Raw genomic sequence first — 16,229 nt, 5'->3', positions numbered from 1 at the left:
CTACGGCTTGCTGGCGATACCGTGGGAGCATGACCCTGCCCTTGGACGAGGACTCCCGGCCGCCGTACCTCCAGGCCGCCGAGGCCCTGCGGGACGCGATCCTGAACGGTGAGTACCGCTCCGGCGAGCGCCTGCCCTCGGCCAACGTGCTGGGTGATCGGTTCGGGGTGTCCAGCTCCACCGTCCAGAACGCTCTGCGCGTGCTCAAGCAGGAAGGCTTGGTCTACTCCCAGCTTGGCCGGGGCAGCTACGTCAGCGACTCCGTCGGCGGGAGCACCGAAGAGGTCGACGGTGATCATGAAGAAGCCGATGCCGAGGGGCCGGACTGGCCGGTCGACGTCATCTACAACGGTGATCCCCGACCGCCGTACGCTCAGGTCGCCGATATCCTCCGGCGGGAAATTGTGGAAGGCACCTACCCTCCAGGCTCCCAGCTTCCTCCCGCCCGGGAGATCCAAGAGCGATTCAAAGTCGCCAACTCCACGGCGCAGAACGCCTATCGGCGCCTTAAGCAGGACGGGCTGGTGTACGCGGTCAAGGGACGTGGTGTTTTCGTCCGCCAGGAACCGGAGCCGGGCAAGCACCACGGGACGATCACGAACTACCTGCTGCGCGATGAGATCGCCCGCGAGGCACGTATGGCCGCCACCGAGTTCGCCGACCTCAGCGACGAGGAGCTGCTGGCGCGGGAAGCAGAGCTCGACCGACGATGGGACGTGGTTCGGGAGGAGCATCAGCGGCTTTACGGCGAGCGCCGGAAGGTCAAGCGGGAGAAGAGCCGACGCGGCCTGTTCCTGCCACCCCTGCATGACGACGACGCCGAGCCGGACATGTCGCCGAGCGAGAAGCTGAACACCGCGCTGGCCGAATCGAAGAAGCGCCGGCAACAGCGGCCCTGACCATCGACCGGGCAACTCGATCAGTGCGTGAGCTGTTCAGAGTTTCTTTACTTGATCAAGGGCGTCCCGCTGGCGCGGGCCGCCGCGCGCCGGCGGTCGGTGACCGCCGCCCGCTCCTGTCTGCCGCCCCGCTGGCGACGGCCGCCGACCACTCGGCGCGCAGAGCCCGGGAGCGTAGGCCGGACCACCAATCGGAAGACCCGGTCCGACCGCTCAGCAGCAGTGGCTGGGCACCTGAGAGGCTGCCCGGCGGGCTCGCGCCGTCCCGGACGCCCATGCTTGCTGCCTGGCTGGGGGCCGTGACGATGGAGATAACTGGGCTGATGCCGGTGCGGGGTTGAGCGAGACACACGTGGCGGGTGATCGGTCGGCGCGCCCGCCGTCGTGGCTGACTTTCTGTGGCAGAGGCCAGAACTCCCACAGTCATGGGCACGGCACGCACGTGAGGGCCCGTCCCTGCCGGGGCTGACGAGTGCGGGGGAGCCTCGATCGGCTGCGCCCGGCAGGGACGGGAGTCGGGTGGGTCAGCGCGGTGCGGCGCCTGGGCGAGCGAGGCGGGTCATGTCTGGCGCCAGGTCCGCCAGGGGCGGGTGATGATCTCCCGGTAGGTGTGGTGGGACGGGTTCTGGCCGCAGTGCCGCAGGACCCAGTCCTGCGGTTCGGCGAAGTCCTCGCTTGCCGGCGAGGTCTCTCCGTCCACGGCGCACTGCATCGCGTAAAGGACCGGCTCCGCGTCCGGCTCGCGGTCGGGCTGGAGCGTCCAGGTCTCGTAGCGCAGGACCGAGCGCGGGGTCACCGTCCCCACCTCCGGTTGGCCACGGCCACCTTCGCGCTCAACTCCTCCGTCGGAGTCGGCGAACGTACGTCCTCGGGCGGCACGTCCCACTCCTGGCCACCGCGCGGCGGCCGAAGCTGCACGTACGTCCCCACATGCCCCATCACCACGCCCACCTTGCCGCTCCGCCGGTCGACCACCAGGGCGCCGGCATCGGGCGAGACGGTGTGCCCGTCGGCATCAGGGGTGGGGGCCGTCATCGTGACCACCCCGGCGAGGCGGCGCGCGACCGGGCGTCCAGTCGCAGGGCGGGAACACGTGGGGTGGCGCTCATTCGCACGGTGACGCTCCTCGGCGGCGTTGATGCGTGCCCCTGGGCCTGTTGGTGCCGCAGGGTCGGCACCGATCCTCACGCCGGTCACCGGGACGAAGGAACCTCCACCAAACCCCACTTCGGGACGTCCTGCACCGTGTAGAACGTCCTTAGTGCCGTCCTGAGACGAAGGGGGAGACTCGTGCTGAACGAGAGACTACGAGCCGTCATGGCGGCGGGAGGCTGGACGTACGCCGCACTCGCTCAGCAGGTCGAGGTCGACCCCAAGTCGGTCGAGCGCTGGGTGAACCTCGGGCGTATCCCACGCCGTGCCACCGCCCTCCAGGCGGCCAAAGCCCTGGGAGAAGACGTGCACGCACTCTGGCCGGCGCTCCGCCAGGCCCGCCCCGCCCGCGCCATCAGCCCCGAGCTGGTGGCGCTCTACGAGCAGCGGGCCGACCTCCCCGTCTCGGCGTTCACCGACCTGATGGCCCAGGCCCGGGAACGGATCGACATCCTCGTCTACGCCGCCGTCTTCCTCCACGAGGCGTACCCGCGGCTGAACGAACTCCTCACCGAACGTGCAGCCGAAGGCTGCACCGTCCGCATCGCGATCGGGGACCCCGACAGCGACACCGTCCAAGCCCGCGGCCAGGAAGAGCGGTTCGGCCACGGCATCGAATCCCGCTGCCGCCTCGCCCTCATGCACTACAGACCGCTGGCCGGCACCCCCGGCATCGAAGTCCGCACCCACGAAACCACGCTCTACAACTCCCTCTACCGCGCCGACAACCAGCAACTCGTCAACGCACACGTCTGGGGCGTGAACGCCTACGCCGCCCCCGTATGGCATCTTCGCCGACACGAGACAGGCGGCATGTTCGACACCTACGCCGAGAGCTTCGCCGCGGTGTGGGCGACGGCAACCCCCGTACGAGAGGAAGGCTGACCGTGGCCCGCACCGAGTACTACGACGACCCGAACGCGCCCAAGCCGAACAGCATGGTCGTCGCCGCATCCGCCGTCGTCACCGACGACCACGGGCGCATCCTCCTTCAGCGCCGCCGCGACAACGACCTGTGGGCCCTGCCCGGCGGAGGAATGGACCTCACCGATTCCCTGCCAGGCACGGCCGTCCGTGAAGTCAAGGAAGAGACCGGCCTCGACGTAGAGATCACCGGCCTGGTCGGCACCTACACCGACCCGAAACACATCATCGCCTACACCGACGGCGAGGTCCGCCGCCAGTTCAACGTCTGCTTCACCGCCCGCATCACCGGCGGTCAACTGGCAATCTCCGACGAGTCCACCGAACTCCGGTTTGTACCGCCGGAAGAGATCGAGGAGTTGTCGATGCACCACACCCAACGACTCAGGCTCCAGCACTTCCTGGAACAGCGCGAGAAGCCGTACCTGGGCTGAACCGTCTGACGGCAGTAGCGACGGCAACAACCCCGCACAACCATGGACGCCCACGCACGTCACCGGACCAGTAAACCGCACTTGACCTGCAAAAAAGCAGGTCGAGGGCTTCGCGTAGCACACGTACTATGTGCTGGCGGGTGAGACGCCGGTCCTGGTTCATAATTCCAATGGCTGCCTCACGATGTCCTCCGTTATCAGTGAGGATTCGGTGCTGGTGAAGGCCGCGCAGCAGGCAGGGAAGAACCAGAAGGTTCAGGCCGACCTGGACAGCCTGTTCCAGCAGTTGTCACGCGGAAACATGAATCCTGGCCTCGGAAGCAAGGCGTTGGCAGGAACCGATGTCACCTATGCACGAGGAAGGAACGGCGGTCGCCTGTTCTTCCGGAATGTGGACGGAGGGATTCAGGTCGTCGGGAAATCTGATAAGGCGAACGAGTCCAAGGTAATTGCGAGGCTGAATCAGCACTATGGCCAGTGACCCTCTCTATCGCGTAGAGAACCAGCAGTTCAGCGCACTCTTCATGCTGGGCGCGGAGGACAGCAAGGAAACCGTTGAGAATGTCGACGCAGAACTCAGCCTCCCTGATGGGACGCGATGGAGCGCCACGTTCATGACGCTAGGGGCTATCGAACAGGTGATGAATCGATGGAAGGATACTGGGGAATGCGCCAGCGGTGCATACTTCCAGTGTTCCGACCTTGTGATCATTCCGGAGGGTGGCTTGGTGGCGATGCTGGATTCCTTCAAGGGGATTATCGATTCGGGTGGACCTGAAGGGGTTTTGCAACCTCTGAGCGAGGACTGAAGCGTCGTGGATGCTCCTGCGGAGCAAATCAGGATTCCCCTTTCTCAGGTGACGGGGAAAGGGGCATCCTGGCGGATGCCGCCTATTCTGGCCTGGCGGAGCAGGGCGCTGAATTGCCGGGTGATGATGGGCTCTTCACCCCACCGAGCAGCCGGTCACCCCGTCGGCCCGTCCGCACGAACCCGACGGTCGACGCATGCTGTCTCGGCTGCCGTTTCCCGTGATGCTCCTCGTTCGCGTACGCGGCCCACACACCATGATCGCCCTCACAGCAGAATCGAACATCCGCCCGTGTTCTCCGACTTCGCAACGGGAGACACCCCCCTGGCTCAGCCTGCGGCGACTCAGCTGGACGATCTCCCACCCATATTTTCCTCCCTTGTACGTGGCTGCTTCGCTGGGAGGGGTCGTGGAGAACGAGGGGGATGGGCGTCCGCTGCTCCTGCTCGATGTGGACGGCCCTCTGAATCCGTACGCTGCCGCGCCGCAGAGGCGGCCGGCGGGGTACAGCACGCACCGCATGCGCCGGACCGGGTGGGAGAATCCGTGGGACAAGCCCTTGCTGGTCTGGCTCAACCATGACCACAGGGCAGATCTTCTGGCGCTGCCCTACGAGCTGGTGTGGGCCACGACGTGGAAGAAAGAGGCGGACGACTGGCTCGGCCCGCCCCTCGGCCTGCCCATGCTTCCCTTCATCGACTGGCCTTCCGTTATGCCGCAGAAGAATGCCCGACTGCATTGGAAGACACGGGCGTTGGAACTGACGACGAATCTTCGACTCAGGTCACTAAGACTTGGCGCGCGGGGTGATCCCTCCGGCGTACACGTTGTCCGGTGTGACGACGGACGTGACGGCGCGGGCGACGAGGGTCGACGGCTCCTGGCCGTCGACGAGGGAGTCAGTGTTCAGGATGAGGACCAGGGTGGCCTTCTGCGAGGGCAGGTAGACGGTCACGGTCTCGTACCCGGGCAGGGAGCCGTTGTGCCCGATCCAGCCGTTGGTCCGCAGGATGCCGAGACCGTAGTCGGTGCCGGGGAAACCGGTCGGCAGCATCTTGAGACGCTGCGCCTGGGTCTCGACGCTGAGCAGCTTTCCGGTGGCGAGGACGGGGGCCCAGCGGCGCAGGTCCTGGAGGTTGGAGATCATGCCGCCTGCCGCCCAGGCCCAGCTGGGGTTCCAGTTGGTGGCGTCCGCGACGGCGCCGGTCAGCGTCTGATCGGTGTATCCGTGCGCGTGGAGCTCGGGGAACTCGGCCCCCTCGGGGAGGAATGTTTGGCGCAGACCGGCCGGGCGGACCACCCGGTCGTGGATGACGTCGGCGAGCCGCTTTCCGGTCACCTTCTCGACGACCAGGCCGAGCAGCACGAGGTTGGAGTTGGAGTACTGGAACCTCGCGCCCGGCGCGAAGGTGTTCGGGTGCCGGTAGCCGTAGGAGAGGACCTCCCACGGGTTGAACGGGCGCTTCGGCGCGCTCATCAGGTCGTGGTCGAAGTCGGGGTCGGCGGTATACGGGAACAGGCCGCTGCGCATCTCGGCGAGGTGGCGCAGCGTGATCTTCTCGCCGTTCGGGACCCCTCGGATGTAGTCGTCGATCGGGTCGTCGAGCCCGACCTTGCCCTCGTCGACGAGCTGGAGGAGCGCGGTGACGGTGAAGGTCTTGGTCTCGCTGCCGATGCGGACGTAGGTGTCGGCGAACATCGGCCGGCCGGTGTTCTTGTCTGCGACGCCGGTCGCGCGGACGTAGCAGCCCTTGCCCGGCATCCACAGGCCGACGACGAGTCCGGGGACACGGGCCTGCTTGCGGACGTCCTCGACGGTCTTGTCGAGTCGAGCGGTCAGCTCGGGGCCGAAGCCGTCGGCGGGGCAGTCGTCGCCGTGCGGACCGGCGGCCGTGGCGGGGGCGTGCGGGGCCGGGACGGCCGTGGCGGGAACGGTGGCCAGCGGGGCGAGCACGGACGCCACGAGCAGCGTCGCGGCGATCAGTCGACGGGGGGAGGTTCGTCTCATGGTGGGGGGCGCCTCTTCCAGGTCATGGACGCGGACGGCGACAGATCAGCACCAGATACGGCGCGAACGGCAGACCGCCCGACCGGGCCCCGGCGAGTCCACTCGTTCGGCGCCCCTACCTGGCAGATCCGCAAGACGGGGTGGTCCGTTTCCGCCCTCACCTCGACGCTTCTCGGCGAGGCCCTCCTGTTCTTCCTGGCCACGCGGTCCGTCGCACTCTGATGAGCTCCCCCAGCGACGGCCTCTGGTCGCTCCTTTCCGGGCCGGCGACGCGTTGCAGCAACACAGCCTCTCCGGCGGCATCCTCCAGACGATCCTCATGCCGTTGCTCACCCTGTCCCTTGCCACGGTCGCCTACCTCTTCTTCCGGTTCAGCCGCGTTCGCAGGATGTACCAGAGGAAGGCCAGGCAGGCACCGCACGAAATCACGAACTCGTGGATACGGCGGGCAGCATCTTCGGCATGGTCGTGAGCCGTGATCAGCTGTGCGCCGTCCTCGTGTAAGAACTCGCGGACTGCCGTACCCGTCGCACTCACGTCGTGGTCGGTGGGTGGGAACGGGTAAGACGGCTTTGATCGTGCTGCTGACGGCAGCCCTCGCCGCAGTTGCAGGGCAGCCTGCGCTCCGACGCCGAAGCAGAGAAGGTATGGCGGCGACTGGTCAAACAGGGACGGATCGTCGTGCTGGCGGACGCCTCGAGGAGACTCTGACCGATGAGGATCTGGCGGAGGAACGCGGCACCGTCATCGCACTGGCCGTTCGACGGGCCAACGAGCAAGGTTGCCTCCGATCATCACCTCACGACCGCAGGACTCATTGAGGGGAATGGAGGTCGCCCTCACTGATCTCGAACCGCTGAGTGAGGAGACCGCGCTCACGTACATCTCGTCCGGAAGCCCCGGGAGGACCGCCAGAAGCCGGACTGGATCGTGGAGATGGCCGGTATCACCGAGGCGCCGACGTACTTGCAGATCGCCGCTTGCGACAGTGCCCGAAGATCTCGGGAGTGAATGACGCTGGACCGGTGGTAGGGCGTGGGGTGTTCGGGGCAGACGTGTGCGCGTGAGCGATGAACAGAACAGCACCCCGGACGCCGCGCACCGGCGTCCCGAGGGCATGAGCGACAAGACCGTGGAAGCGCTGGGTGCGTTGTCGAAGGCGCTGGAGACGACCGAGCGGGCGCGCGGCGCGTTGTACGCGTTCCACCAGCTTACCGGCACCGCCGACTTCCAGATCGGTGACGCCGTACGCCTGCTGCGCGAGGCCGGCCATGATGACGAGGCCGACCTGGTCGAGCGGGAGATCCTCGGGCGCAACGTCATCCCCGGCCACTGGACCTTCCAGATCATCGAGGCCTACAACCAGACCTACCACCGCCCCTTCACCGACCTCGAGCAGCGCCTGGTCCACGACCTCGCCCAAGGCCGCGACCACCTCTACGAAGCAGAACTCAAACAATCCCGCCGCCCCACAGGCGGAACACCCCAGGACACCCACCGCCACGCCGCCTCGTAGTGCTGAGCTGAGACCGGCCACCACACCGCTGCACCCGCGAGGAGTCGTCGAGCAGCTGCTCCGCGTCGGGGCAGGGCCAAAGAAGCCCATTCCTGGCATCAGGCCGGCCAGAACTGATCCAGGTACTGCTCCAGTCCAAGAGGGGCACCTACGTGGCACGTCGGCCAGCGCAAACCTGTTGAGAAGGCCGGCCGAATCCGGCAGGAAGTCGTGGGTGGGCAGGACCGCTCGCAGCACCCGGGGGCTACTGGCGTCGTACGTGAGCGCCACCACGCGGTTGGCCACGGGCCGCATTCGCGCAGCCCGGTGACCGGAATGAAAGGCTCCATATTGGCGGCCACCCACGGTGCCACGCATCCCGACCCAGCCAGCACGGGCGCCCAGCTGTGAGGCGAGTGGCGCCCGTGCGCTCCGTAGCCGTGGGGCGCTCTCGCTCTCCGCCGGATCAGCGCGTAGGAGGCAGCCGGCTACCTACGCCCACTCCAGACACAGATGAGGTCGCTCGGCGCGCAGCCGCGGTTCGCACGAAAGCCGTACCGGCTGCGTAGGTGAAAACGAGGTTCTGGCACAGATCTTGGGGAGCGGTCGCGGAGAGTTGCTGAAGCAGGATTACGTTGCTGAGTAGTTCGAATCCGGCTGCCCCGTAGAGCGGCTTCTCTGATGCGGTTCCCGGCAGCTGCCGTGGATCCGGCGGGACGGAGTTCAGTCCGCACGACTCATAGACCGATCGGAGGAGCACGTTTTCCCGATCAGATAACCTGCGGTCATGGGGGACGTAGGGCAGGCCGCGTTCGGGAGCGACAAGGCAAGGCCGAAAGGCCCGTCGTGGTGGAGGCAACTGGCCCCGGTGTGGGCGAACTTCCTCATCGGGTTGCCCGCCATGGTGCCCTTGCACTCGGCATGGTTGCTGCTGACTGAGTACCGCTCTTGCGCGTTCGACAACTCAGGGTTCGGGCAGACCGACTGCGGCAGTTTCGACGTCATCGAAGGAGCGGGGTGGGCCAGAGTTGGCATTATTGTTCTCGGCGGGCTTGGCCTGTTACTGGTCGTCACCCTTGATGTGCTCTTCCCAGCGGCCTATGCGCGCCGTATCCGGCCGTGGCTACTTGGGATGCTCGTCATCCCGGTCCCATATCTGACCACCATCGCGGCAATTGCCATGCTCGGTTGAGATACCGCCCGGCGCCCTCGATCTCCGACCGGGATCAGTGCAGATGTGGGGTAGCAGTCGCGGATGGTTACTGAAGCAGCGTCATCTTGCGCAGTGGTTCGAATCCGGCTCGTCCGTATAGCTGCCTTTTGATCTTCTTGATGCGGTTCACCACACCCTCGACACTGCCCGAGTTCCACTCCAGAGTGAGTCCGGCTGTCACGGCCTCGAGGTCGCGGAGCAAGTGGAGTGCGGAGCCGGTGAGGCCGGGCAGCTGGCTGGTATCGAAGGCCTCGATCCAAGCGGGGAACGCGGCGCCGAGGCAATTGCTGAGCATTTCGCCGAAATCGCGGACGTGACCGGCGGCCGTGTCCCGTTCGGGGCAGCGCGCCAGAACTTCTTTCAGACCGGCGCGGTCTTCCTCGGTCAGGGCGTTGGGGTGACGGGTGAGCCAGCCGGTCACCTGCCGCACCGTCAGAGGCCGGGGCGGCGGCGCCCCGGACGGAGCCGTGCGGAAAGTGGCGATGTGGGCGCGGACCATGGCGTAGGTGACGGGAGCGTGCTCGGCTACCAGCTCGCTGTGCAGTCGGGTAGCGCTGGTGCACCCCTCCGAAAACCGCCGCTCCAGGTAGGGCTTGTAAGGGGCCCGCCTGCTGGACCGGGGAGGGTTCTCGAGGATGGTGTCCTGCCAGCGTGAGGTGTTCGCGTACCGGAGCACGGTGTTGAGGCACCGGCCCAGGTGCCGGGCGATTCGCCCGGCGTGAGTGGCCTTGGGCAAGCAGCTCGTGGACCAGTGCATGTGCTGCGTTCTTCCGCTCCACCCGTCGGCCGATCGGCTCCGAGTCGTCCTGCGGCTGACCGGCAGTCAGGCGGGTGGCCTCCGGCAATATGCCGCTGGCGACGGGGTGCGCAGGCAGTCGCGGTGGGCGGCGACGCAGGTCTCCATGGCCCGGCCGAGGCCCTGCCACAGATGGAACCGGTCTGCGACCTGCAAAGCGTCGGGGGCACCGCGCCGGGCACCCTCAGCGTAGGCGCTCGCCCGGGTCGGCAGATGATCTCCACGCCGGGGTGGCGGATCAGCCAGGCGGCCGGTTTCCCGGCGTCACGCGTCGGGAGTACATCAACCACGCGATGGTCTTCAACGCTGGTCAAGGCGGTGGAGTTGATGCCAGCTACCTTAAGGCTTGTCCCGCTATCTATCCGGCGAGGGCGAGGTTGTGCAGGCGGGCGATCCCGAGCATGGCGTGGTGGACTCCGTTGCCCTTGAGGCGGCAGTCACGAAGGATCTTCCAGCTCTTCATTCGGGCGAAGGTATGTTCAACGCGGGCGCGTACCTGCTTTGGGACTTGTTGTGCAGCAGTTTCCAGTCGGGCAGTTCCTCGCCCTTGCGGCGCCGGTGAGGCATGACCAGGCCGGTGCCGGGGGAACCACCGTCGGCGATCGTCATCGTGTTGCCGACGGCGGCCTTGGCCCCGGATTCCTCCCATGCCTTGCAGTCGTTGCGGTTACCTGGAAGCGGCCGGCCGACCACGACGACCAGGCAACGCCGCAGCATCGTCACCAACTTGCTGAAAGAGCGCGGGCTCAGCCCGGTGAACGGAGTTATCCACGCCGGCTGCGTAGCCGTGATCACAGCAGTCGCGGCAGAATCGTTCCAAACATGACCACTTGCCGTTGGGAATGGGCGTGTGGGTCAGGGCGTCAGCGCGGCTGCCACCCGGGCCAGGCGATCGGCTGACAGGGCGAAGCCCTTGGTGGGGTTGCGGAAGGAGTACTCGCCGTCGTTCACGGAGAAACCGTGCCCGGCTATCGTCCAGCGCGCGGGGCCGGGGGCCCCTTGGTCCTGCAGGAGAGCAGAGGCGAGGGCTTCAGGGTCTTCCACGCTCGTGCGGGCGTGCAGCGCACCTGCCAGAAGGCCAACGGCATCGTCGGGTACTGCATCGTCGCCGAACGCAGGCAGCAGGAGCAGCAGGCGGGAGTGGGGGTCGGTGGTGCTGCCGCCGGGCAGGGCGTTGTCCGCTGCTGCCACGAGCTCGGGCCAGGACAGGCCCGGTCCCATGAAGTGCCCGTCATCCCTGGCCAGGAGTTCGGCCTGGTCCCAGTCGGGGTGGTGGAGGAGGTAGTCGGTGCCGCTGTCGTCCGCGACCGTGCGGTAGACCACGTGAAGACGGTGATCAGCAGCGAGGGGAACCGTGAATGCTGGCCACTCGGCCCGCGCCCACAGCCGCCGCTGGAAGTCGCCGGCCGCTTCGTAGTCCGCACCGAACAGCAGTTCCTCGGCGTCCTCGCTCTGGATGCACGAGTAGAGGTGCCCCAGCCAGAAGAGCGGCTCGTCCAGGAGCCCGGCCTGGTACGTGAGGGGGCCGCCGTCGTAACCCTGTATCCGGGCAGGCTGCAGGTCTGCACTATTCATCACAGGGACATCATGCCGCCCTGGCCCCGCGCCCTTGAGGCCGGGCGCACCAGACGATCTTTGCGGGACAGCCCTTAGGGGGTGTCCAATGGGTCGTGCGGCTGATCTGGAAGGATCAGTTCGCAGCGGTCAAACGTGAAGGACGGGGCGATGGACATGGCTGACGCGACCGGTTTGCCGTATGACGAGCACCGTCTTGTTTCCTGCGGTGTTAGTGGTGGGGCACTGAGCCTCCTCGTTGAGCAGGGGCTGCCTGCCGACTGCAGCCGGATGTTCGTGCGCGACCCGGACAAGGAGCTGTCTGTCCGCGAGCTTGCCGTCGGCCGGGCAGTATTCCTCGGCTCCTTCGAGGACGGCGTCAACTCGTACTGGCTGCTGATCGACAGCGGTGAGGTCTGGATGGTCAGGGGCTACGAAGGCGATCCGGACGAGCGGTACGGCCTGGTCAACACGTCGGTGAAGAACCTGGCGGAGATGCTGCGGATCTGGGAGTCGTTCGTCTTCTCTGGCAGGAGCGACGGGGCGGACGACTACGACGACTGGGCACAGGAAGTGATCGACCGGGCTCGGCAAGTGGATCCGATGGCCTTCTCGAATGAGGACTTCTGGTGGTCACGGGTGTTCGAGGAAGTCGAGCTGGGCGTGCTCGTGCCGGAGGAGACGTAGTCCTGGGCGGCTGTTCAGGGGCGGAGCCACAGCCGGTTCGCAGCCAGGGCGACCGTTCCGTGGAAGACGTATGCCCTCTTGTCGTAGCGCGTGGCGATGGCTCCGAAGTTCTTGAGCCGGTTGATGGTTCGCTCGACTTCGCTGCGGCGTCAGTAGATCGTCTTGTCGAATCCTGTGGGCCAGCCGCCTCGGCTGCCGCGGCGCTGGCGGTTGGCTCGCTGGTCTCTGGCTTGTCGCCCCCGATGTGGTCGGGCCGAGTTCGTAGGCGTCCACCAGCCTGTCGGCGCACGCGGACTTCTTCCGGCACGGGAATCATTTGTGGTGCGTATCCCTACTGACCGGGCGTGATGACGAACCCGAGCGGGCGGCACCCGCCGTCCCCGACGAGGTGGATCTTGCAGGTCAGTCCGCCTCGCGAGCGTCCCAGGGCCTCATCGGAGCGGTGAGTGCCGGTCTGCTTCGGCGGCCTGGGATCTTCGGGGCACGAGTGGAGGCGCCAGCCGCGTGCTGATGAGCGCGGCAGCGCGTGGAGTCGACGCCGACCATGTCCAGTCGATGCAGCCTTCCGCATCGGCGTCGACCTGGACGGCGCGCAGGACACGCTCCCAGTGCCGTCCGCCGACCACCTGCGGTGACGGTCGTGAACCGTCTTCCACCTGCCGAAGCGGGACGGCAGGTCCCACCAGGGCAGGCCAGTCCGCTGCCGGAACAGAATCCCGTTGATCACACGACGGTGGCACTGCCAGCGTCCACCTCGCCCGCGATTCGTCGGTAAGTGCAGCTCCAGCCGAGTCCACTCTTCATCCGAGAGATCCCCTCGCCCCATATCTCACGGAACGAGCCTCCAGGCGATGCGTCACACGACTCATCGGACAGACCCCAGCCGAGGCATCCGCCCATGCTCAGCTCGTGCAGCCGCTTTCCGACAGCAGCAATCCGTTGATCACGGCCTTCCCGGTCGAGCTCGCCAGCGATGCCGAGGCAGTCCTGGCGGTGATGCCTGATTCTCGGCTCCAGCCGCATGCCTCGTTTGCGGTCGCTGTAGAGGGCCAGCAGGTTTTGATCCCCGAGCGCCTCTACAACGACGAGCCGCCCACTGACGTGGTGGCGTCGCTTTCGTCGCGCCAACGGCAGCTTCTGCACTGCCTGTACTCAAGGCACTGCGACGGGGTGGTCAGACAGCGTCACCTGGAGAAGATCGTTGGTTCCCTTGACCCATGGGTCGTCCCCTTCGTCGTGCAGCTGGTGGGCGAGTACGTCTTGGAGATCCTGGTCGTCATCTGCGATGAGCTGCGTGCTCTCACCACGCCCGGCACCCGCGGCCACCTCGCATACGGGCAGTTCATCATGGACAACCCGGCCTTCTTCGCGCGCACTCAACGGCGGGTCGTGAGCTACTGGAGCTGCTACTACCGGGGTATCCACGCGAGTTTTCGGGGCTACCCGGGGTGCACTCTGCTTGACCTCCTACGGGCCGCTGCCTCCGACAGAGCAGGACATCCTTGGCCCAACCTTGCTCCAGCAGGCGCCAGAGTGGACGGCTACTGCGAGGACCCGGCCGGGCAAGGTCACCAGGCCGGACAAGTGGCATCGGCGAGGGGACGTTCGCCCCGCCGGATGCCCTTCTCACTGCGGATACGAGCGCGCTCGCGGCGCGGGCCTGCCGAAGAAGTAGTCCGGTGGCACCGGATCCCTGCTGGCCGGCTGCCCGGCGGTCACCCTCTTGATCCCTGCAGTCGAGGGGGAATCGGGGCGCTGGACATGAGAGCGATCAAGAATCTTCGCTGGTCAGGCCAGAGATCGCCCGAAGGTTCCTGGGCCTCGTAGGTCCGGTAGCAGGGCGTGGCTGCCCAACCAGGCCCCGGGCACTCCCTGTCGGGTCCCCGCCTCGTCTGTTCCGACCTGGCGTGGAGGGCTCGGGCGGCGGACGCCGCAGCTCACTGCAGTCCGGCCTGAGGGTTGCAGATCGGGCACGCCTCGATGTCTGGCTCGGCCAGCGCGCTGACCGCTTCCTCACGGCTGATGAACCCGAAGTCGTTCTTGTACAGCGTGCAGTTCCCGCGGTGCATCAGCGCGTTCGCGCTGGACCGCTGAGGCTGGATCTTCCACGACTGCTCGGCCCGCGCCTGCTCCTGCCGCTTCTTCTCCTGCTGCTCCTGGGCCTCGAGCTCGCGGACCTTCTGGTCCGCGCACAGCAGCTGCCACGCGGGGTACTCCCGCGTGGCCCGCCATTTGTCCGGGCGGGATATCCCACCTGAGTCCGGCACCGGACTCAGGCCGCCTCGGCCGCAGCCGCCTCGGCCGCAGCCGCCTCGGCCGCAGCCGCTTCGGGCATGGCCGGCGGCTCGCGGGTGTGCTGGAGGGCAATCCGGCCTTCCACGACGTCGCCCCGTTCCAGCGTCGCCCAGAAGGGGTGCATGGCCACCTGAATGCTCATCTCGAGGAGCTCGGCCCGCAACCGCGCGACCTCCTGGCGCTGCTCGTCGGTGTAGCCGGGGCTGTCGGGCTTGGCAGATCGGTATCCGCTGTGCAGCTGCTTGTCGCCCTCCCAGCCGGGCATCGGGTCGGCCGACCACGGCAGGGTCCGGGCGTACTGCTCGTAGGCGGCATGGGTCTGGTGGAGGGCGAGCTGGGAGTCGCGCAGGTCCTGGGGGAAGGTGTAGGTCGGCACACAGGAATACTGCGTCTGTTCGAATTGCGGGTGCGAGTCCCCCACCGCCCCCACCGCCTACCAACTCGCGTTCCATCCGATCGTGACCTGTCGCAGTGAAGCCTGAACGGTTCTCGGCGAAGGTTGAGTGGCTGTTCCTGGCTGTTCCGGCCCTTCTTGCGCCAGTAGGTCCGCTTGGCCCGCGAGGCGGCTGAGCAGGTGCAGAAGCGGTGGAGCGGCTGACGACGGCAGGGTGATCAAGGTTGCGGGGTCGCCATGAACAATTGAGCTGGCGGCCGAGCTGTCCCTTCGGCCGGTTTCACCGAGCCTCGACAGCTCCTGCGGTTCGACAGCAGGGGTACTCGACGAAGCGGTAGACGCCGGCCGATACGAGCAAGGTCCCGGCCAGGGCCAAGCCAATCGGCACCACGTACCAGCCCCCGCTCCACACGTGAAACAGGACCGCCAGGATCGTGAAGTGCATCAGGTAGAAGGCGTACGACCACTCCCCCAGCCGGATGAGGGCGGGCCTACGCAGTGGGCTGCTCAGTCCTTGGGCGTCCCGGGCAGCCACGAAACGAATGACCAGCGCGAGCGGGACCAGCGGCAGCGCCGAGACGGAATACGGAGCGGGCAGGACGAGGCAGAGGCCGATCGCGGCCGCCAGTGCGAGAAGGGCGGCCGCGACACGGGGCTGTTTGGGCGGGTAGTGGTCGTGGAGCCGGGCGAGGATCATGCCCAGCACGAAATCAGGCAGTCTGCTGGGCGGGAATACGTAGGCGTAGGAGATGGGCGGGCGCAGGATCTCGTGGAGTCCCACGTCCATGGCGTGCCCGTGTGCTCCGCACATCCAGGCAATGGTCGCGGGGATCCAGGCGGCGAGCGCGGTTGCCAGGGCGGCAAGCGGGAGCCTTCGTCGGCTGATCGTGTCGACCAGCGGCAGCAGCGCCGGAAAGAGCAGGTAGAAGAAGGCTTCACAGGCAAGCGACCAGGCGACACCGTTGCCGGCGGCGAGCCCGCTGGGCGACGGCAGGAACGTATGGACGAGCATGAGATTGAGCAGGTCCTGCCACGCTGTCACCCCCGCTTCCTGTAGCGGGCGGGTTACTCCCAGCCAGACGGCGGACATGGCAGCGATCCACGCGATCGTGTGGCTGGGCAGGATTTTGGCGGTTCGGCGGCGCCAGAACTTCCGGGCGCTGTCTTCCGGGTGGGACGAGTAGGTGAGCACGAATCCGCTGAGAATGAAGAAGAGCGTGACTCCCAGCGGGCCACCGGGATTGAGCACGCGGAGTCCGGGCCACCCGCCCGCGTGCTGCCACATGAGTCCTGCGTGGCAGCAGAAGACCGCCAGGGCGGCAAGGAAACGCAGCCCGGTCAGTGAGGACAACCGGGCTTTGCGATGCGGTGGAGGGATGCTGCGAGCGTCTTCACCAGCACGGGAAGCGGGTGCGGGGAGGGGACTGCCTGTCGTGGCGGGTGGAGGCAGGGCATTCATCATTCTTCGCTCTCGGGCAGGGAACTGCGTTGGTGGCACGCAGGGGTTTCGCAGGCGGAGGCCGGAGCGCGCGGGAGACGAACGTGAGACCGGTTCGGGCGGAGGCACAG

General features: G+C 66.9%; 17 protein-coding genes and 3 pseudogenes. 10 read left to right on the top strand and 10 right to left on the bottom strand.

Annotated features, from left to right (window positions below; all coding sequences use genetic code 11):
- The first annotated feature begins 29 nt into the window (after positions 1–29).
- Positions 30–899, top strand: coding sequence for a GntR family transcriptional regulator (locus tag ABZY45_RS13815; RefSeq protein WP_356739483.1), 870 nt, complete (start codon positions 30–32; stop codon positions 897–899).
- A 559-nt stretch (positions 900–1,458) separates the two neighbouring features.
- On the opposite strand, the gene ABZY45_RS13810 is transcribed toward ABZY45_RS13815, so the two are convergent.
- On the bottom strand, positions 1,459–1,704 hold the full coding sequence (locus tag ABZY45_RS13810; protein WP_144321749.1) for a hypothetical protein: 246 nt from the start codon (positions 1,702–1,704) through the stop codon (positions 1,459–1,461).
- Positions 1,692–1,943, bottom strand: coding sequence for a hypothetical protein (locus tag ABZY45_RS13805; protein WP_356739480.1), 252 nt, complete (start codon positions 1,941–1,943; stop codon positions 1,692–1,694). Before ABZY45_RS13805 ends, ABZY45_RS13810 begins: the two co-directional genes overlap by 13 nt.
- 273 nt (positions 1,944–2,216) lie before the next feature.
- On the opposite strand from ABZY45_RS13805, the gene ABZY45_RS13800 reads away from it, so the two are divergent.
- The 5 genes and pseudogenes from ABZY45_RS13800 to ABZY45_RS13780 form a co-directional block, all read left to right on the top strand.
- Entirely contained in the window at positions 2,217–2,936 is a 720-nt protein-coding gene (locus ABZY45_RS13800) for an XRE family transcriptional regulator (RefSeq protein ID WP_356739693.1), read from the top strand.
- Between the two features lie 2 nt (positions 2,937–2,938).
- Positions 2,939–3,409 (top strand): NUDIX domain-containing protein, encoded by a 471-nt coding sequence (locus tag ABZY45_RS13795; protein WP_356739478.1) that lies wholly within the window; start codon positions 2,939–2,941, stop codon positions 3,407–3,409.
- A gap of 130 nt (positions 3,410–3,539) precedes the next feature.
- Entirely contained in the window at positions 3,540–3,890 is a 351-nt protein-coding gene (locus tag ABZY45_RS13790; protein ID WP_356739476.1) for a hypothetical protein, read from the top strand.
- Positions 3,880–4,218, top strand: coding sequence for a hypothetical protein (locus ABZY45_RS13785; protein ID WP_356739474.1), 339 nt, complete (start codon positions 3,880–3,882; stop codon positions 4,216–4,218). The genes ABZY45_RS13790 and ABZY45_RS13785 overlap by 11 nt, the downstream gene beginning before the upstream one ends.
- A gap of 409 nt (positions 4,219–4,627) precedes the next feature.
- Positions 4,628–4,930: pseudogene (locus ABZY45_RS13780) on the top strand (hypothetical protein); the annotation flags it as partial.
- 75 nt (positions 4,931–5,005) lie between these two features.
- Here the strand turns inward: ABZY45_RS13780 and ABZY45_RS13775 are convergent.
- Positions 5,006–6,226 (bottom strand): serine hydrolase domain-containing protein, encoded by a 1,221-nt coding sequence (locus ABZY45_RS13775; RefSeq protein WP_356739472.1) that lies wholly within the window; start codon positions 6,224–6,226, stop codon positions 5,006–5,008.
- A gap of 1,117 nt (positions 6,227–7,343) precedes the next feature.
- On the opposite strand from ABZY45_RS13775, the gene ABZY45_RS13770 reads away from it, so the two are divergent.
- Together ABZY45_RS13770 and ABZY45_RS13765 are read left to right on the top strand one after the other, a co-directional pair.
- The gene (locus ABZY45_RS13770) at positions 7,344–7,742 is read left to right on the top strand and encodes a hypothetical protein (protein ID WP_356739691.1); all 399 of its coding nucleotides are present in this window, start codon (positions 7,344–7,346) and stop codon (positions 7,740–7,742) included.
- A gap of 766 nt (positions 7,743–8,508) precedes the next feature.
- Entirely contained in the window at positions 8,509–8,913 is a 405-nt protein-coding gene (locus ABZY45_RS13765; RefSeq protein ID WP_356739470.1) for a hypothetical protein, read from the top strand.
- Between the two features lie 67 nt (positions 8,914–8,980).
- On the opposite strand, the gene ABZY45_RS13760 is transcribed toward ABZY45_RS13765, so the two are convergent.
- From ABZY45_RS13760 to ABZY45_RS13750, 3 genes and pseudogenes are all read right to left on the bottom strand, one after another.
- Positions 8,981–9,355, bottom strand: coding sequence for a transposase (locus ABZY45_RS13760; protein ID WP_356739468.1), 375 nt, complete (start codon positions 9,353–9,355; stop codon positions 8,981–8,983).
- Positions 9,356–10,088: 733 nt separating this feature from the next.
- A pseudogene (locus ABZY45_RS13755) lies at positions 10,089–10,438 on the bottom strand (transposase); the annotation flags it as partial.
- A gap of 147 nt (positions 10,439–10,585) precedes the next feature.
- Positions 10,586–11,305, bottom strand: a complete 720-nt coding sequence (locus ABZY45_RS13750; protein WP_356739466.1) for a hypothetical protein — start codon at positions 11,303–11,305, stop codon at positions 10,586–10,588.
- Positions 11,306–11,455: 150 nt separating this feature from the next.
- Here ABZY45_RS13750 and ABZY45_RS13745 point away from each other — a divergent pair, with 150 nt between their 5' ends.
- A complete protein-coding gene (locus tag ABZY45_RS13745) occupies positions 11,456–11,971 on the top strand; it encodes an SUKH-4 family immunity protein (protein ID WP_356739464.1) in 516 nt (171 codons plus the stop codon).
- Positions 11,972–12,302: 331 nt separating this feature from the next.
- Here ABZY45_RS13745 and ABZY45_RS13740 read toward each other — a convergent pair whose 3' ends face one another.
- A complete protein-coding gene (locus tag ABZY45_RS13740; protein WP_356739462.1) occupies positions 12,303–12,797 on the bottom strand; it encodes an IS5 family transposase in 495 nt (164 codons plus the stop codon).
- A gap of 83 nt (positions 12,798–12,880) precedes the next feature.
- On the opposite strand from ABZY45_RS13740, the pseudogene ABZY45_RS13735 reads away from it, so the two are divergent.
- Positions 12,881–13,519 (top strand): annotated as a pseudogene (locus tag ABZY45_RS13735) (hypothetical protein); the annotation flags it as partial.
- Between the two features lie 389 nt (positions 13,520–13,908).
- Here ABZY45_RS13735 and ABZY45_RS13730 read toward each other — a convergent pair.
- The 3 genes from ABZY45_RS13730 to ABZY45_RS13720 all read right to left on the bottom strand — a co-directional run bounded on the left by ABZY45_RS13730 (position 13,909) and on the right by ABZY45_RS13720 (position 16,011).
- Positions 13,909–14,238: a DUF6233 domain-containing protein gene (locus tag ABZY45_RS13730; RefSeq protein WP_356739460.1), complete on the bottom strand. Its 330-nt coding sequence runs from the start codon at positions 14,236–14,238 to the stop codon at positions 13,909–13,911.
- A gap of 5 nt (positions 14,239–14,243) precedes the next feature.
- Positions 14,244–14,642: a hypothetical protein gene (locus ABZY45_RS13725; protein WP_356739458.1), complete on the bottom strand. Its 399-nt coding sequence runs from the start codon at positions 14,640–14,642 to the stop codon at positions 14,244–14,246.
- 298 nt (positions 14,643–14,940) lie between these two features.
- Complete coding sequence (locus ABZY45_RS13720; RefSeq protein WP_356739456.1) at positions 14,941–16,011, bottom strand: acyltransferase; 1,071 nt, start codon at positions 16,009–16,011, stop codon at positions 14,941–14,943.
- Positions 16,012–16,229: the final 218 nt, after the last annotated feature.

Source organism: Streptomyces sp. NPDC006516, assembly GCF_040611875.1.
In the GTDB taxonomy this organism is placed as follows: Bacteria; Actinomycetota; Actinomycetes; order Streptomycetales; family Streptomycetaceae; genus Streptomyces.
Note: the sequence above shows the minus strand (reverse complement) of the source record. Positions and strands in the feature narration are given on the sequence as shown.

What these genes read in the sequence shown, in the direction of transcription:
- ABZY45_RS13770 (WP_356739691.1), top strand. Translation starts at nt 7,344, where the DNA reads ATGAGCGACAAGACCGTGGAAGCGCTGGGTGCGTTGTCGAAGGCGCTG.
- ABZY45_RS13745 (WP_356739464.1), top strand. Translation starts at nt 11,456, where the DNA reads ATGGACATGGCTGACGCGACCGGTTTGCCGTATGACGAGCACCGTCTT.
- ABZY45_RS13785 (WP_356739474.1), top strand. Translation starts at nt 3,880, where the DNA reads ATGGCCAGTGACCCTCTCTATCGCGTAGAGAACCAGCAGTTCAGCGCA.
- ABZY45_RS13765 (WP_356739470.1), top strand. Translation starts at nt 8,509, where the DNA reads ATGGGGGACGTAGGGCAGGCCGCGTTCGGGAGCGACAAGGCAAGGCCG.
- ABZY45_RS13740 (WP_356739462.1), bottom strand. Translation starts at nt 12,797, where the DNA reads ATGGGGCGAGGGGATCTCTCGGATGAAGAGTGGACTCGGCTGGAGCTG.
- ABZY45_RS13800 (WP_356739693.1), top strand. Translation starts at nt 2,217, where the DNA reads ATGGCGGCGGGAGGCTGGACGTACGCCGCACTCGCTCAGCAGGTCGAG.
- ABZY45_RS13815 (WP_356739483.1), top strand. Translation starts at nt 30, where the DNA reads ATGACCCTGCCCTTGGACGAGGACTCCCGGCCGCCGTACCTCCAGGCC.
- ABZY45_RS13750 (WP_356739466.1), bottom strand. Translation starts at nt 11,305, where the DNA reads ATGAATAGTGCAGACCTGCAGCCTGCCCGGATACAGGGTTACGACGGC.
- ABZY45_RS13775 (WP_356739472.1), bottom strand. Translation starts at nt 6,226, where the DNA reads ATGAGACGAACCTCCCCCCGTCGACTGATCGCCGCGACGCTGCTCGTG.